Annotated in this window: 13 protein-coding genes; 4 read left to right on the top strand and 9 right to left on the bottom strand. The window is 62.9% G+C overall.

Annotation, left to right across the window (positions count from 1 at the left end; all coding sequences use genetic code 11):
• Positions 1-5 precede the first annotated feature (5 nt).
• Together AB4136_RS11850 and AB4136_RS11855 are read right to left on the bottom strand one after the other, a co-directional pair.
• Positions 6-926, bottom strand: a complete 921-nt coding sequence (locus AB4136_RS11850; protein ID WP_024924197.1) for a DMT family transporter — start codon at positions 924-926, stop codon at positions 6-8.
• A 144-nt stretch (positions 927-1,070) separates the two neighbouring features.
• Positions 1,071-1,706 carry a methyltransferase family protein gene (locus AB4136_RS11855; RefSeq protein ID WP_137900301.1) on the bottom strand — a complete coding sequence of 212 codons (636 nt, stop codon included), beginning with the start codon at positions 1,704-1,706 and terminating at the stop codon, positions 1,071-1,073.
• 212 nt (positions 1,707-1,918) lie between these two features.
• Between AB4136_RS11855 and AB4136_RS11860 the strand changes: the two genes are divergently transcribed.
• Together AB4136_RS11860 and AB4136_RS11865 are read left to right on the top strand one after the other, a co-directional pair.
• Complete coding sequence (locus tag AB4136_RS11860) at positions 1,919-2,611, top strand: response regulator (protein WP_024924195.1); 693 nt, start codon at positions 1,919-1,921, stop codon at positions 2,609-2,611.
• A complete protein-coding gene (locus tag AB4136_RS11865) occupies positions 2,608-3,771 on the top strand; it encodes a sensor histidine kinase (protein WP_024924194.1) in 1,164 nt (387 codons plus the stop codon). Before AB4136_RS11860 ends, AB4136_RS11865 begins: the two co-directional genes overlap by 4 nt.
• Positions 3,772-3,818: 47 nt before the next feature.
• Here AB4136_RS11865 and AB4136_RS11870 read toward each other — a convergent pair whose 3' ends face one another.
• The 3 genes from AB4136_RS11870 to ilvD all read right to left on the bottom strand — a co-directional run bounded on the left by AB4136_RS11870 (position 3,819) and on the right by ilvD (position 7,317).
• On the bottom strand, positions 3,819-4,088 hold the full coding sequence (locus AB4136_RS11870; protein WP_024924193.1) for a hypothetical protein: 270 nt from the start codon (positions 4,086-4,088) through the stop codon (positions 3,819-3,821).
• Positions 4,089-4,179: 91 nt separating this feature from the next.
• Positions 4,180-5,472 (bottom strand): amidohydrolase family protein, encoded by a 1,293-nt coding sequence (locus AB4136_RS11875; RefSeq protein WP_024924192.1) that lies wholly within the window; start codon positions 5,470-5,472, stop codon positions 4,180-4,182.
• Positions 5,473-5,481: 9 nt separating this feature from the next.
• The gene (gene ilvD, locus AB4136_RS11880) at positions 5,482-7,317 is read right to left on the bottom strand and encodes a dihydroxy-acid dehydratase (RefSeq protein WP_024924191.1); all 1,836 of its coding nucleotides are present in this window, start codon (positions 7,315-7,317) and stop codon (positions 5,482-5,484) included.
• Between ilvD and AB4136_RS11885 the strand changes: the two genes are divergently transcribed.
• On the top strand, positions 7,316-8,056 hold the full coding sequence (locus tag AB4136_RS11885; protein ID WP_307418194.1) for a VOC family protein: 741 nt from the start codon (positions 7,316-7,318) through the stop codon (positions 8,054-8,056). The genes ilvD and AB4136_RS11885 overlap by 2 nt on opposite strands.
• A 79-nt stretch (positions 8,057-8,135) precedes the next feature.
• Here AB4136_RS11885 and AB4136_RS11890 read toward each other — a convergent pair whose 3' ends face one another.
• Complete coding sequence (locus AB4136_RS11890) at positions 8,136-11,207, bottom strand: efflux RND transporter permease subunit (protein WP_024924189.1); 3,072 nt, start codon at positions 11,205-11,207, stop codon at positions 8,136-8,138.
• The gene (locus AB4136_RS11895) at positions 11,204-12,421 is read right to left on the bottom strand and encodes an efflux RND transporter periplasmic adaptor subunit (protein WP_024924188.1); all 1,218 of its coding nucleotides are present in this window, start codon (positions 12,419-12,421) and stop codon (positions 11,204-11,206) included. Before AB4136_RS11895 ends, AB4136_RS11890 begins: the two co-directional genes overlap by 4 nt.
• Positions 12,422-12,573: 152 nt before the next feature.
• On the opposite strand from AB4136_RS11895, the gene AB4136_RS11900 reads away from it, so the two are divergent.
• The gene (locus AB4136_RS11900; protein ID WP_024924187.1) at positions 12,574-13,143 is read left to right on the top strand and encodes a TetR/AcrR family transcriptional regulator; all 570 of its coding nucleotides are present in this window, start codon (positions 12,574-12,576) and stop codon (positions 13,141-13,143) included.
• Between the two features lie 20 nt (positions 13,144-13,163).
• Here AB4136_RS11900 and AB4136_RS11905 read toward each other — a convergent pair whose 3' ends face one another.
• Both AB4136_RS11905 and AB4136_RS11910 read right to left on the bottom strand, forming a co-directional pair.
• Positions 13,164-14,552 (bottom strand): sensor histidine kinase, encoded by a 1,389-nt coding sequence (locus AB4136_RS11905; protein WP_024924186.1) that lies wholly within the window; start codon positions 14,550-14,552, stop codon positions 13,164-13,166.
• Positions 14,549-15,223, bottom strand: coding sequence for a response regulator transcription factor (locus tag AB4136_RS11910; RefSeq protein ID WP_024924185.1), 675 nt, complete (start codon positions 15,221-15,223; stop codon positions 14,549-14,551). The genes AB4136_RS11905 and AB4136_RS11910 overlap by 4 nt, the downstream gene beginning before the upstream one ends.
• Positions 15,224-15,344: the final 121 nt, after the last annotated feature.

Consider the following 15,344-nt stretch of genomic DNA (forward strand, 5'->3'; position numbering starts at 1 on the left):
GGAGTCTAGTTGACGCCTTTCGGCACGTTCTCCGGCGGCACCGTGTCCACCACCTTCTGACGATGGAAAATGAACAGTCCGGCCAGGACGACGATGGCTGCGCCAACGAGCACGCGTGGCCCGGGCACATCGCCGAAGAACACCATGCCGAACACGGCGGCCCACAACAGCAGGCTGTAGTGCAGCGGCGCCAGCGTCGAGGCCGGCGCCAGCTTCAGCGCCCGTGTGATCATCAGATGCGCCGCGCAGGAGACGACACCGAGCAACAGCATGGCGCCGATGTCGAAGACGCCGGGGGCGCGCCAGTCGCCGACGGCGAAGACGAGACCTGCCACCAGGGCGGCAATTGTTTGCCAGGTCACCAATGTGGTGTCGGGAGTTCCCCGTAACTGTCGGCTGTAGACGATCGACAGCGCGAAGGCTACCGAGCCGATGAAGGCGAAAATGGCCGAGAGCGAAAAGGCGGCGGTCGATGGGTTCAGGATGACGAGCACGCCGCAGAAGCCGACCAGGATGGCGGCCCATCGGCGCCAGCCGATCCGCTCGCCAAGCATGAAATGCGACAGCGCCGCCACATAGATGGGCCCGGCCATGTAGAAGCTCATCACATCGGCCAGCGGCAAATGCACCACAGCGGCATAGAACAATCCGGTATCGACCGTCGTCATGATGGCGCGTAGCAACTGGATGCCGGGTCGCTCCACGCGGACGAGTTTCTCCGCGCCCTGTCTGGCGATCATCGGCCCCAGGATGATGAAGGCGCCGATCGAGCGAACAGCCACGACGAGACCGACCGAGAAGTTGGTGACCAGCCATTTGCCCATGGCGTCGTTGAGGGCGAACATGAAGTCGCCGGCCAGCATGAGCAGGATGCCGGCTACCACGACGTTCTTGGGGGCGAGGGCCCGAAGGAGGGACGGCGCCATGGGTTCGACAATCCTTCACGCCAATCGTTCGGCCGACGGCCAACTACCTGTTGGCCGGGCTTTTGGCGAGAGGAAAAGGAAACTTTTGGTTGCGCCAACGACGCTCAATCGGGCCGATCGGGGATTGGTTTCCGGCGCGATGCCTCAATAGAGGATGAACAGTACCGGCAGGTAGCCTTCGTCCTGCAGATATTCGACCAGCAGCATTGCCGGCGCCGCGACAAGGAAGACGAGGCTGTCGGCCAGCGTGCCATAAAGGCGTCGTGGCGCGATCTCGACAACATCAAGGTCGACGAACAGCCGCCTGTCGGCGAGAAACGCCGGCACGCGCAACCGGTAGTCGTCATAGGATTTTCCGAAATTCGCCCGCAGCAGATTTTCCTCGCGCATCGCGGTCCTGAACAGGATGGCTTGAACCACGATGGCGCAGAGCAATGCCGGGGCGAGACTGCCGGTCTGCGCGCCCACGCCAGCTGCCCCGATGATCGAAAACACGTAGAGCGGGTTGCGGCACATCGAATAGGGGCCGACATCGACCAGCTCCATCGACTTGCGCCCGCCGATATAGAGCGTGCACCACAGCCGACCCAGGATCGCCGTACCGATCAAACATATGCCGGCGATCCTGATGGTCAGCTGAAGGTCGACGCCCCCTGGCGGGTACAGTTTCCAGGCGGACTGGAACAACAGCGCAAAGGCGATGAGGATCAGGGTTACGATCCACAAGGCGGTGATGCGCGGCCGCTGGGTTTGTCCGAAGGCCTTGGATGGAGTTTGCATGGCTTCCCCGTCAATGTGATGTCGGCGCGCCGCGCATTCCCGCCCATGCAGCAACGGCGCGTTGACGGATTGACCCTCGTTGAGAATTATCAAGAAACGGCGGAGAGCGTGCCAACGCTTGTCGGGGAAGCCCGCAAGGCACGCGCTTTGCGGTTGCCTGCCGTGATGCGTTGCTGAATAACGCCCTTCTGAAACCACCACGGGGCTGGGGCATGGACAAGGGGCTCATCCTTATCGTCGAGGACGAACCGCGCATCGCCGAAATTCTCGAAGCCTATCTGGCACGGGAAGGTTTTCGCACGGTGACAGCCGCCAATGGTGATATCGCGCTTTCCCATCACGCAATGCTGTCGCCCGATCTGGTACTGCTCGACGTTCGCATCCCACGCGTCGATGGCTTCGAGGTTCTGGCGCGCATCCGCCAGGATGCGGCCACGCCAGTGATCATGGTGACGGCGCTGGCGGAAGATATCGACCGCCTTTCCGGCTTGCGGCTTGGCGCCGACGACTACGTCGTCAAACCATTCAACCCGCATGAGGTCGTCGCGCGCGTCAATGCCGTTCTGCGCCGCTCGCGGGCCGCCGGTGCTTCGAGGATGTTGCGGTTTGCTCCGGTTGAGGTCGATGTCGACGCGCATGCCGCCTTTGTCGCGGTGGAGGCGGGTCGGCAATCTCTCCCTTTGACGCTGAGCGAATTCCGCATCGTTGCCTACATGATCCGCCGGCCGACCCACGCCTTCGGCCGCGCCGATATCCTGGATGCCTGCCTGCCTGAAAACGATGCCCTGGCCAAGACCGTCGACACCCACATCGCCAATCTGCGCCGCAAGTTCGAGAATGCCGGAGCATGGGGCTTTTTCCAGGCTGTGCGCGGCATTGGCTATCGCTTTGCGGCGCCGAAATGAGGATACGCCGGCTCTCCCTGTCCACGGTCACGGCGATAACCATCGCGGCGATGCTGATGCTCAGCATGATCATCGCCTATTCCACCTTCTTCTGGATCATGAAGCAGTTGACCGAGGTGAAGTTGCGGGAGTTGCCCGCCGACATCGCCCAGGCCTACCGCGATATCCAGGACGGGGTGATGCCGTCGGTCGACGGCTTCCGGAAACTCATGGCCGTCGTGCCGGAATTCGAGAAAACGCTCGACTACCAGATGAACCTGGCATTCATGGGGCATATTCTCTTGGCGGCGCTCATCTGCGGCGCGATCGGTTATTGGCTTGCCCGGCGCATCGCGCGCCCGTTGGAGCGGCTGGCATCGGCGGCTGAAACGCTGCGCGAAGGCGATTTCGCGGTCGGTCTCGGCAATTTTCGAGGCGGCACCTCCGAAGTGCAGCGTCTCGGCAAGACCATCGATGCGCTGGCGACCGATCTCGACCATATGGAAAAGCGCCTGCGCTTCAACACAATGGCGGTTGCGCACGAATTGCGTACGCCGCTCACTATTTTGCAGGGCAACCTGCAAGGCATGATCGACGGCGTATTTTCGGTTCGTCAGCAGGGGCTGCAGGATCTGCTGACGCAGGTGCAGGGCTTGTCGCGTCTGGTCGAGGACCTGCGCACGCTGTCACTGGCGGCCGGCCACAAGCTGATCGGCGATCGGGCTGTCACCGACCTCGCCGACGAGGCGGCTACCGTTCTCGCCGCGGCCCGTCCGATGCTTGACGAAGCCGGCATGCGTATCGAGACGGACTTCGCGCCCGCCCGCACCAGCGTCGATCCGGAACGGCTGCGCCAGGCGATGCTGGCAATCGTCGACAATGCCAGTCGCTACGCCGCCGCCGGTGGCGTGCTGCGTTGCGAGACCGGCATCGATGGCGACCGCATGGCCTTTGTCCGGTTCCTGGATCGAGGTCCGGGCTTGCCCGAGGAAATCCGCTCGATTTCATTCGACATTTTCTGGCGCGGCGAAATCTCGCGGTCGCGTGAGACCGGTGGGACCGGGCTGGGGCTCTCCATTGTCGAGGCGATAGCCAGGGCGCATCAGGGCCGGCTGGAGGCACGCGCGAGGAACGGCGGCGGTTCGGTCATTGCGATAACGGTGCCGGCTGATGCGGGTTGAGCGCCAGCGCGCCTTCTTGACCTGAACCAGCGCCTCCTTTGGGCAGTTTATTGGGGTTTCGGTGCGACGACGATCGGGCGGTAGATGACCATCGGTCTGTTGGCAAAGCGGTTGAATTCCGCATCCTGCGCACGCATTGCGGCGGCTCTGTCGAGGTCGATGCGCTGCAGGCATTCGGCGAAAGCGTCGGTGTTCTTCTTGAAACCGTAGGTCTGGCATTTCGCTTCGTCGGCCGCGCGCCTTTCCTGGGGCGTCATCGTGGTACAGCCGGCCAGCGCCGCCATGCCAAATATTGCCGCTACGATCCTGGGCGACATAGCCCTCTCCCGATTCAAAGATGAGGCATATTGTAGACTTTATAAACGGCGAAGGAAATGTACGAACGGCGGCCCGTTCAACGCGCATTGATCAGTGCGTCCGCGTCGGCTTTTCGTGCCAGGGATCGGCGGTATCGGGCCTTCCGGACAAGGCCAGCTTCGTTCGGCTGCGCTCTCTTTGCGCGACGATCTTGCCACGCGCTATCACGCAGAGCCGGTCCGCTCTCAGCCTTATCGCCTCGATCGGGTCGGCGGCGTCGAGCACGACGAGGCTCGCTCGCTTGCCGACCGCCAATCCGAGATGGTCGAGGCCCATGATGGCGGCGTTTACATGGGTCACCATGTCGAAGCAGCGCGCCATGTCGGCGGGGCTCGACATCTGCGCCACATGAAGCCCCATGAAGGCGACGTCCAGCATGTCCGCCATGCCCAGCGAATACCAGGGGTCGAGCACGCAATCCTGGCCCCAGCCGACGCGAATGCCAGCCTTCAGCATCTCCGGCACGCGGGTCAGGCCACGCCGCTTCGGATAGCTGTCGTGGCGACCTTGCAGCATGATGTTGATGAGCGGATTGGGGATGGCCGAAACGCCGGCTTCCGCGATCAGCGGCAGCAGTTTGGACACGTAGTAGTTGTCCATCGAATGCATGGAGGTGAGATGCGAGCCCGTCACGCGCCCCTGTAGGCCGAGCCGCTGCGTCTCACAGGCCAGTTGCTCGATGTGGCGCGACAGCGGGTCGTCCGTCTCGTCGCAATGCATGTCGACCATCAATCCGCGTTCGGCGGCGATCTCGCACAGTTCCGTCACCGAGCGCGTGCCGTCGGCCATGGTGCGCTCGAAATGCGGAATGCCGCCGACGATATCGACGCCGAGGTCGAGCGCGCGGATCGTGTTCGTGCGCGCATTGGGCGAACGGTAAAAACCGTCCTGCGGGAAGGCGACAAGTTGCAGATCGATATAGGGCGCGACGGTCTTCTTCACGTCGAGCAGCGCCTCGACCGCCAGAAGCCGGTCGTCGCAGGTGTCGACATGGGTGCGGATGGCAAGCAGGCCCTTGGCCACCGCCCAATCGCAATAGGCGAGTGCCCGCTCCCTGACCGCTTCGTGAGTGAGAAGCGGCTTCAGTTCACCCCACAGCGCAATGCCTTCCAGCAGCGTGCCCGAGGCATTGATGCGCGGAATGCCGAGGCTCAGCGTCGCGTCCATATGGAAATGCGGATCGATGAAGGGTGGCGAGACGAGATCGCCAGCCGCGTCGATGACCGTTGGTGCCTCGGCCTCAAGCTTGGGTTCGATCGCAGCGATGGTTTCGCCGCGAACGCCGATATCGGCCACCCTGCCGTCGGTCAGGGTGCCACCCCGAACAATGAGGTCGAACGCCATTGGCGGCGTTTATTCCGGAACCTTGCGCACCGCACCCTTGTCGGCGCTGGTCGCGAAGGCGGCATAGGCGCGAAGCGCCGTAGTCACGTTGCGCTTGCGCGTTTCCACCGGCTGCCAGCCCTTGGCGTCCTGCTCCTTGCGGCGGGCCGCAAGTTCCTCGTCGCTGACCAGGAGATTGACGGTGCGGCCGGGAATGTCGATGGCGATCCGATCGCCGTCGCGTACCAGGCCGATCGCACCGCCGGTCGCGGCCTCGGGCGAGGCATGGCCGATCGACAGGCCGGAAGTGCCGCCGGAGAAGCGGCCGTCGGTCAACAGCGCGCAGGCCTTGCCCAGTCCTTTCGACTTCAGATAGCTGGTCGGGTAGAGCATTTCCTGCATGCCCGGGCCGCCCTTCGGACCCTCGTAGCGGATGACGACGACATCGCCGGCGACGACCTCGTTGCTGAGAATGGCCTTCACCGCCGCATCCTGGCTCTCATAGACCTTGGCCGGGCCGGTGAAGGTCAGGATCGACTCGTCCACGCCGGCGGTCTTCACCACGCAACCATCGAGCGCGATGTTGCCCTTGAGCACGGCCAGGCCGCCATCTTTCGAGAACGGATGCTCGGCCGAGCGGATGACGCCCTTTTCACGATCGAGGTCGAGATCGTCCCAGCGACGGTCCTGACTGAAGGCAACTTGTGTCGGCACGCCGCCCGGCGCGGCCATATAGAATTTGCGGACATTCTCCGCCGTGGAGCGCGAGACGTCCCAGCGGTCCAGTGCTTCGCCCATCGTCGCGCTGTGCACGGTCGGCAACTCGTTGTGGATCAGCCCGGCTTTATCGAGCTGGCCGAGGATCGCCATGATGCCACCGGCGCGATGCACGTCTTCCATGTGCACGTCGGCCTTGGCGGGCGCGACCTTGCTCAGCACCGGCACCTTGCGCGACAGGCGGTCGATATCGTCCATGGTGAAGTCGATACCGCCTTCCTGAGCGGCGGCGAGGATGTGCAGCACTGTGTTGGTCGAACCGCCCATGGCGATATCCAGTGCCATTGCGTTCTCGAAGGCCTGCTTGGAGGCGATGTTGCGCGGCAACACGCTTTCATCTTCCTGTTCGTAATAGCGCTGGGCGAGGTCGACGACGAGATGGCCGGCTTCGACGAACAGCCGCTTGCGGTCGGCATGGGTGGCAAGTGTCGAGCCGTTGCCGGGCAGTGACAGCCCGAGCGCCTCGGTCAGGCAGTTCATCGAATTGGCGGTGAACATGCCCGAGCACGAGCCGCAGGTCGGGCAGGCCGAACGCTCGATGACCTTTACCTCTTCGTCGGAAACCTTGTCGTCGGCAGCGGCGACCATCGCGTCGATCAGGTCGATCGCGGTCACCTTGTCCTTCCAGACGACCTTGCCAGCTTCCATCGGGCCGCCGGAAACGAAGACGGCCGGAATGTTGAGCCGCATCGCAGCCATCAGCATGCCGGGGGTGATCTTGTCGCAGTTKGAAATGCAAACCATGGCGTCGGCACAGTGCGCGTTGACCATGTATTCGACGCTGTCGGCGATGATCTCGCGGCTCGGCAGCGAATAAAGCATGCCGTCATGGCCCATGGCGATGCCATCGTCGACGGCGATGGTGTTGAACTCCTTGGCGACGCCGCCGGCGGCTTCGATCTCGCGCGCGACAAGCTGGCCGAGATCCTTAAGATGGACGTGGCCCGGTACGAATTGCGTGAAGGAATTGACCACCGCGATAATCGGCTTGCCGAAATCCGAGTCCTTCATGCCGGTGGCGCGCCATAGGCCGCGGGCGCCAGCCATGTTGCGGCCATGAGTGGTGGTTCGGGAGCGATAGGGAGGCATGGGTACTGTCCTTGACGCCTGTGCGGCACGTTCCTGTGCGATAAAGGTAGATAGGAAGCTGGCGTTATATACGCCATGGTCCAGTCTGGCCACGGTTTTGCAATGCGCCAGTTTTATGCTCTCTCAAGGGCACGGCCGATTTATTTCACGGCCGTTGTCGGATTGCCGCGTCAAGGGCCGTCCTTTGAGCAACGGCAAGGCAAAGGAAGCCGTTCTGCCGACGGGAGAGGCCGCGGCCAACGCCAATCGCATCAAGGAGAAGGTCATGCAGAAAATCAGCCCATGCCTGTGGTTCCGCAACGAGGCCGAAGAGGCCGTCGACTTCTACGTCTCGATCTTTCCGAACGCGAAGAAGGGAGAAGTGCTGCGGAGTGGCGAAAGCGGCCCCGGACCGGCTGGCAGCGTCGTGCTGGTGAACTTCGAGCTGTTTGGCCAGTCGTTTCAGGCCCTGAACGGCAACTCGGATGAGACCTTCAACAATTCAGTATCGCTCTCCGTTGACTGCAAGGACCAGGCTGAGGTCGACCACTACTGGGAAAAGCTGATTGATGGTCGCGGCAAGGGGCTCGCCTGCAGCTGGCTCAAGGACCGCTATGGCGTCGCCTGGCAAATCGTGCCGGAACTGCTGCCGAGACTGCTCATTGATCCCGACAAGGCCAAGGCCGCGCGCGTCATGGCTGCAATGATGAAGATGGTCAAGATCGATGTTGCCACGATCGAGGAAGCTGCGCGGGGTTAATTTTCAACTCCAGCTTGCTCAAACAAACAGGGCGCCGGATTGCTCCGGCGCCCTGTTTTCATTCGCATCGTCCGGCGGATTATTCAGCCGCGACCGGCGCCGGAGTCGCCTGCTGCTCTTGAGCGTGGCCCCGGTGCGCCAGGAAGGTATAGAACATCGGCACCACGAACAGCGTGAAGCAAGTGCCCACCAGGATGCCGGTGAAGATCACCAGGCCCATCGAGTAACGCGCGGCGGCGCCGGCGCCCTGGGCGATGATCAGCGGCACGACGCCCAGCGCCATGGCTGCGGTGGTCATCAGGATCGGGCGCAGGCGAACCTTGGCCGAAGCGATGATCGCCTGGGGGATCGACAGGCCATGCTCCTCGCGCTGCTGGTTGGCGAATTCGACCAGCAGAATGCCGTGCTTGGTGATCAGGCCGATCAGCGTGATCAGACCGACCTGCGTGTAGATGTTCAGCGTACCGAGCCCGAGGTTGAGCGGCACAATCGCGCCGAAGATCGACAGCGGCACCGACATCATGATGATGAGCGGATCGCGGAAGCTTTCGAACTGCGCCGCCAGCACCAGATAAATCACGATGATGGCCGCGATGAAGGCGATGATGATCGTGTTGCCCTGTTCCTTCTCCTGCCGCGATTGGCCAGAGTAGTCGAGGAAGAAGCTGTCAGGCATGGTCTGCTTGGCGATGGTTTCGATCGTCTGCAAGCCGTCGCCGGTGGTTACGCCGGGCATCGGCAGAGCGGTGATCGTCGCCGAGTTCAACTGGTTGAACTGCTCGATCGCCGCCGGCGCCGCATTGGTCGTGATTTTGACCACCGAAGTCAGCGGCACCATGTCGCCCGTCACGCTGCGCACGAAATAGTCGCCGAGCTTTTCGGGGTTGTCGCGATAGATCTGCGGCACCTGCGGGATGATCTTGTAGGCGTTGGAGTCACGGTCGAACTTCGCCACTTCGTTGCCGCCCACCAGCAGCGTCAGCGTCCGGCCGATGTCGCTGATCGGAATGTTGAGTGCTGCCGCGCGGTCGCGATCGATGGTGATCGAGGTCTGCGGCGAGTTGTACGACATCGAATTCTGCACGACGATGAAGCGACCGGAGGCCTGGGCCTTCTGCTTGATCTCCTCGGCAACCTCGAACACCTTCGCGGATTCTCCGGTCGAGCGAACCACGACGGCGATCGGCAGGCCGCCGCCGGAGCCCGGCAATGTCGGCGGGGCGAAAACGAAGGCTTCCACACCGGCGACCTTCTTCAGGCGCTCGGTGATGTCGGCCTGGATCTGCTTGGACGAGCGTGCCCGTTCGGCCCAGTCCTTGAAGGCGAAGCCGACGAAGGCGCTGTTGGTTGCGCTGCCGAAGGCAACGGCGGAGAACAAGGCGCGCGTTTCGGGAATGTCCTTCACCAGGCCGAGCATCTGGTTGACATACGCTTCGGTGTAATCCGAGGTGGCGTATTGCGGCCCCGTCACGATCGAAAGCAGGAAGCCCTGATCTTCTTCGGGTGCCAACTCGGTCGAGGTCTTGGTGAACATGAAGCCGGTCACCCCGACCAGGGCGATGACGATGAGCAACGTCACCCACCGGGCCTGCAGTGATCTGGTGACCAGACGCTCATAGACGTTCTCGATCCGCGTGAACGTGCCGTCGACGATCTTCTGGAAACGGCTGTGCGAGCCTGCCTTGAGAAGGCGCGCCGACATCATCGGGGTGATGGTCACGGCGATGATGCCGGAAATGACCACAGCGCCTGCCAGCGTCACCGCGAATTCACGGAACAGCGAGCCGGTCAGGCCGCCGGTGAAGGCGAGTGGCGCGAACACCGCGGCCAGCGTGATCGTCATGGCCACGACCGGCGAGAAGATTTCGCGCATGCCGGCGAAGGCGGCCTGCATGGGCGTCATGCCTTCTTCGATGTGGCGGTGGACGTTCTCCACCACAACGATCGCGTCGTCGACGACCAGACCGATGGCCAGAACCATGGCCAGCAGCGAAAGCAGGTTGATCGAGTAGCCCATGAAATAGAGGATGAAGCAGACGCCGATCAACGACAGCGGGATCGTGATGATCGGCATCAGCACCGAACGGAACGAGCCGAGGAACAAGAGGATGACGACCACGACGATGGCGACGGCCTCGGCGATGGTCTTGTAAACCTCGTCGATGGAGGCGCTGATCTGTTCCGTCGAATCGTAGACGACCTGGATCGTCATGCCCTTCGGCAGCGTTTCCTGAATGACCGGTACCAGCTTTTGGACCGCGCTCGCCGTCGTCAGCGGGTTGGCTGCCGGCGTCGGGAAGATGGCCAGGAAGGTACCCGGCTTGGCGTTGAAGGTCACGCGTGTGTCGGTGTTCTCGGCACCGAGCTCGACACGGGCCACGTCGCGCAGGCGCACGACATTGCCGCCGACCGAGCGAATGGGCAGCGCCGAAAAAGCTTCCGGCGTCTGCAGCGTCGAACGCACGGTGATCGACGAGATCACATACTCGTTCTCGGTTTTTCCGGGGGCGGAGAGGAAGTTCGAGTTGTTGATGGCACTGACTACTTCCGCGGCGGTGACGCCGCGGGAAGCCAGCTTGACCGGATCGATCCATACCCGCATCGAATATTGCTGGGCACCGAAGATCTTGACGTCGGCGACGCCTTCGACCGTGGTGATGCGCGGGCGCACGACACGTTCGATGTACTCGGTCAGCTGCTCCTTGGTCATGTTCGGATTCTGCATCGAGATGTACATCATCGCGAAGGAATCGCCCGTGCCCTTGACGATGACCGGGTCCTTGGCTTCCGAAGGCAGGTCGCCGCGCACGCCCTGTACCTTCGACAGCACTTCGGCCAGTGCGACATCCGGGTTGGCGCCGAGCTTCATCTTAACCGTCACCGTGCTGGCCGAAGGCGCGCTCGATGAGGTGACGTAGTCGATGTTTTCCGTCGAGGCGACGGCGCGCGCGATCGGGGCCGAGATGAAGCCCTGGATCAGGTCGGCGCTGGCGCCCGGATAGGCGGTCGTCACCGTGATCGCGGTTTCTTCGACCTTCGGATACTGCCGGATCGCGAGGTTGAAGATGCCCTGAAGCCCGACGAGCAGGATCATGGCACCCAGCACCGTCGACAGGACGGGCCGTTTGATGAACAGATCGGAGAAACTCATTGGGCGGAAGCCTTCTTCTCGACCGGCTTGCTGGGGTCGATCGTGTTGTCGACCTTGACGTGGGTGCCGTTGCTCAACCGGTTCTGACCGGCGGTGACGACATCGTCGCCCGCCTTGACGCCCTCGACGATTTCGGCGACGCCGCCGAAGCGACGGCCAACCTTGACGAAGACCTGATTGGCGACGAGGGCAGGGCCTTCAGCGGCCGGCTTCTGCTCGGATGCCGCCGCAGCGCCCGTGGCGGGCTTGGCTTCAGCGGCCTTGTCGGCGGGCTGTGCCGCTGCGTCTTTGGGCTTGGCCGGAACGACGACATAGATGTAGTCGCCATAGAGGCTGGTGGTCAGCGCCGTCTGCGGAACGGTCAGGACATTGTCCTCCTTCGGCAGTTCGACGCGCACCTGCACGAACTGGCCGGGGCTCAGCCGTCCTTCCGGATTGTCGATGCGCGCGCGCACCGAAACCAGTCGGCTCGCCGGGTCGATCTTGGGATCGATACCGGTGACCACGCCCTTGAACGACAAGGCGTCCGACGTCGGGCCAAAGCTGACCGGCTGGCCGACCTTCAGCTTCTCACGCTGCTGTTCGGGAACAGTGAAGTCGACGCGCATCGTATCCATATCCTGCAGGGTGACGATGGCGTTGCCGGGCTGCACGAACTGGCCGAGGTCGATCTTCGGGATACCGGCAATGCCGGCGAACGGTGCCTTCAGCAGCTTGAGGTCGGCCGTTGCCTGCGCCTTCGCAACCTGCGCGATCGAGGTCTCGGCATTGGCATTAGCGGTGTCGAGCGCGGATTCGGTACCGACGCCGGTCTTGCGCAGTGCTTGGGCACGAACCAGCGCCTGCTGGTCGAGCGTTGCCTTGGTCTTGGCTGCGGCAAGGTCCGCCTGTTCGACGGCGTCGTCGAGCCGAACCAGAAGCTGGCCGCTCTCGATGCGGTCATTGGCCTTGAACATGATTTCCTTGACCACGCCCGACGTTTCCATCGTCAGGTCGACGCCCATCGAGGCGCCAACCGTGCCGATCGCCTCGACGCCGGGCGTCCAGGTGGTCGGCTCGACTTTGTTGGCCGAAACCGTCAGCACATTGACCGGCATGTTGGCGAAGAACTGGGCGATCATCTTGTCGCGGAAGAAATTGAACCAAACAATGCCGCCGGCCACCAAGGCCACCAGGACAAGCAGGATGAAACGGAGGATGTAGCGCTTGATCATGGGATCCCTCGAGCGGCGCGTGGCAATTACAATCGAATCAAAAATAGCCAGGCGCGCATCGTGCGAAAACCCGGCCGACATTTTTCGACGCCTTACTGTACCGTCTGGACGGTCTTGTCAATTGCGCCTAGCATGCCTTATAGGCGGGATAGATGAAGAAACAGCGAGCAAATTCACGCGAAAAGATACTCGCGGCGGCAGCCGACGTGGCTCGGGAATCGGGGCCAGGCAATTTGTCGCTGGACGCCGTGGCCCAACGCGCCGGCGTCTCCAAAGGCGGTCTTCTCTATAATTTCCCGACCAAGGCCAAGCTGATGCAGGCGTTGGTCGAGCACTATCTCCAGGAGTTCCAGGAAGCGCTGGAAACGACCCGGAAAGCCTGTGGCCAGGGCAATCTTCTGGCCGCTTACGTGAAGCTCTCGGCAAAGAAGTTCGAAGAAGATCAGCCGCCATCCTCATGGATATTCTCGGCGATTGCCGAGGATCCCGATTTTCTGGCGCCCATGCGCATCTTCCAGCGCCAGCTCTTCGACCGGCTGAAAGCGGAAACGCCCGATTTCGAAGCACTGCTGCTCACCTACTTTGCCGTCGAGGGGATGCGCAGCGCTAACCTCTTCGACTTCCAGGTCCTGTCCGAACAGGAGCGCCGCTCCTTGGTCACGTCGTTGTTGTCGGTCGCCAAGGGCAACCTCGCCCCTGTCCCCGCGCAAGCGCTCAACTGATCGGCGATTGGCCAGCGGCGTCAGTGCGTCGGGGCGTCCTTCGGTGGCAGCGGAAAACTCATCCTGAACAACGCGCCGGGACGGCCGTCGAGCACTTCGATGCGGCCGCCATGCAACTGCATGATCTCCTGCACGAGATTGAGGCCAAGCCCGGCGCCATGGTCATGCGGGCGTAGGCGGTAGAAGGGCTGGAAGATCTTCTCGCGCTCGCCTACCGGCACGCCTTCGCCTTCGTCGAGAATCTCGATGACCGCCGGCCGGGTGACGCCGATGGTGATCCTGCCCCGATTGCCGCCATGCTCGATGGCGTTCTGCACCAGGCTGGTGACGGCGCGTTCGATCGAGGCGCGGTCGCCTGTCGCAGGCAGTGTTTCGACCATCGGTTCGAACGCCATTTCATAGCCCGACGAAAAGGCCATTGGCGCAAGGTCGACGACGACGCTGCGGGCAATCTCGACCAGGTCGAGCGGGCCGAAGCGTTCGACCTGCCGGCCGAGCCGCTGCAGGTCGAGGAGCTGGTCGGTCAGCGTCGACAGCCGGGCGGCATCGCGCAGCACCCTGGCCCGTTCCGGTGTCGGCGGCAGCGAAGCGACGCGCGTGTTGAGGATGGCAACCGGCGTGCGCAGTTCATGTGCCGCGTCGGTCAGGAAGCGGCGGTGGCGTTCGTAACCGGTGTCGAGGCGCACCAGAGCGTCGTTCACCGCATTCACCAGCGGCGTGACCTCGGTCGGAACATCCTTCAGCGGCAGCTGCACGCCGCGCTTGTCGATGTCGATCTGTCCGGCTTCGCTGGCCGCAGCGCCAAGACCCCTCAGCGCACCGCGCACCACCCACGGCGTCACGAAAAGAGTGGCAAGAGCCATCACGCCAACCACCGGTAGGATCACGACCAGGAAAAAGTCCCATCCGGCCAGCGCCATCCGGGTCCAGGAAAGCTTGCCATCCGTGCCGGCCAGGATCTGCACCGTGCCGGCCCCGGTGTCGTCTTCCCAAGCGACGATGCCGGCTGGTCGGTCGGCCTTGCCCATCGTCCAGGAAAAGCGTGCGTCGCTGATGTTGTCGAGCTGGTTGGCGAACGGTGCCATTGCCGGCGGGATCGTGCCTTCCCTCAGCATGTTGCCCTGTTTGTCGCGCACCACGTACCAGAGGTTCTTCTCGGTCTTGCGCAGCTCGGCAAGCTCGCGGGTCGGTTTCAGTATCAGCTTGCCGCCGGCGTCTCTGCTCAGCGCATCCTTGATCACGTCGGCCGTGCCGCCCTCATAGTCATTCATGTTGGCGGCGCCGAACATGACCAGCGCCACCAGAAGCAGCGGAATGAGCAGCGTGATCAGGATGCCCTGCAGCACGGCGATGCGCAGGACAAGGCTCCATTTCAGCGAGCGCGGACGGCGGGGCTTGCGCAAGATCATGACGTTTCGCGCAACAGGTAGCCGACGCCGCGCACACCGTTGATGGTGACGCCGACGCCGGCCTCGGCCAGCTTGCGGCGCAGGCGCGAGACATGGGTGTCGAGCGCGTTGGACTGGATTTCGTCATCCAGACCGAACACGGCCTCCATGAGCGTCTCCCGCTGCACCATGCGGCCCATGCGCCGCATCAGTGCCTCCAGAACCAGGAGTTCGCGGCGCGGCAGGGCCAGCGGTTCGCCGCGGATGGTGGCCTCGCGGTGGCCGACGTCGAAGGCAAGATCGCCGGCGCGGATCACTTGCGAATGCACGGCGGCCGGCCGGCGCAACAGTGCGCGCAGCCTGGCCATCAGTTCCTCGAAGGCGAACGGCTTGGCCAGATAATCGTCGGCGCCGACATTCAACCCGTCGACCTTGTCGGCGGTGTCGCCACGCGCCGTCAAAACCAGAACCGGCGTGGCACTGCCGCCAACACGCAGTTTGGTCACCAGCGAAAGCCCATCGCCGTCCGGCAACTGGCGGTCGAGCAAGACCGCGTCGTAGTTGTCGAGCGCGATGAAATCCTCGGCCTCGATCAGCGAAGCGGCATGATCCACGACCATGTCATGCCGCTTCAGCGCCACGCGCAGTGCTGCTGCCATTTCCGGTTCGTCTTCGACCAAAAGGATACGCATCGCCGTCTCTTTTACTGAAGTCAGATGCGGCCCGCTACGATCTCTACATTGCGTCAGCATGGCAAAAAATTTCGGGTTCGAAGCATCGAAATTCGTTGCGACCCGCAGATTTTCGCAATGT

Source organism: Mesorhizobium sp. 2RAF21, assembly GCF_052115345.1.
GTDB classification, from domain to species: domain Bacteria; phylum Pseudomonadota; class Alphaproteobacteria; order Rhizobiales; family Rhizobiaceae; genus Mesorhizobium; species Mesorhizobium terrae.

Excerpts from the sequence above, each read along its gene's own strand:
- AB4136_RS11905 (WP_024924186.1), bottom strand. The coding sequence starts at position 14,552 with ATGATCTTGCGCAAGCCCCGCCGTCCGCGCTCGCTGAAATGGAGCCTT.
- AB4136_RS11860 (WP_024924195.1), top strand. The coding sequence starts at position 1,919 with ATGGACAAGGGGCTCATCCTTATCGTCGAGGACGAACCGCGCATCGCC.
- AB4136_RS11910 (WP_024924185.1), bottom strand. The coding sequence starts at position 15,223 with ATGCGTATCCTTTTGGTCGAAGACGAACCGGAAATGGCAGCAGCACTG.
- AB4136_RS11865 (WP_024924194.1), top strand. The coding sequence starts at position 2,608 with ATGAGGATACGCCGGCTCTCCCTGTCCACGGTCACGGCGATAACCATC.
- AB4136_RS11895 (WP_024924188.1), bottom strand. The coding sequence starts at position 12,421 with ATGATCAAGCGCTACATCCTCCGTTTCATCCTGCTTGTCCTGGTGGCC.
- AB4136_RS11855 (WP_137900301.1), bottom strand. The coding sequence starts at position 1,706 with ATGCAAACTCCATCCAAGGCCTTCGGACAAACCCAGCGGCCGCGCATC.
- AB4136_RS11850 (WP_024924197.1), bottom strand. The coding sequence starts at position 926 with ATGGCGCCGTCCCTCCTTCGGGCCCTCGCCCCCAAGAACGTCGTGGTA.
- AB4136_RS11885 (WP_307418194.1), top strand. The coding sequence starts at position 7,316 with ATGGGTACTGTCCTTGACGCCTGTGCGGCACGTTCCTGTGCGATAAAG.
- AB4136_RS11900 (WP_024924187.1), top strand. The coding sequence starts at position 12,574 with ATGAAGAAACAGCGAGCAAATTCACGCGAAAAGATACTCGCGGCGGCA.
- AB4136_RS11870 (WP_024924193.1), bottom strand. The coding sequence starts at position 4,088 with ATGTCGCCCAGGATCGTAGCGGCAATATTTGGCATGGCGGCGCTGGCC.
- AB4136_RS11875 (WP_024924192.1), bottom strand. The coding sequence starts at position 5,472 with ATGGCGTTCGACCTCATTGTTCGGGGTGGCACCCTGACCGACGGCAGG.
- AB4136_RS11890 (WP_024924189.1), bottom strand. The coding sequence starts at position 11,207 with ATGAGTTTCTCCGATCTGTTCATCAAACGGCCCGTCCTGTCGACGGTG.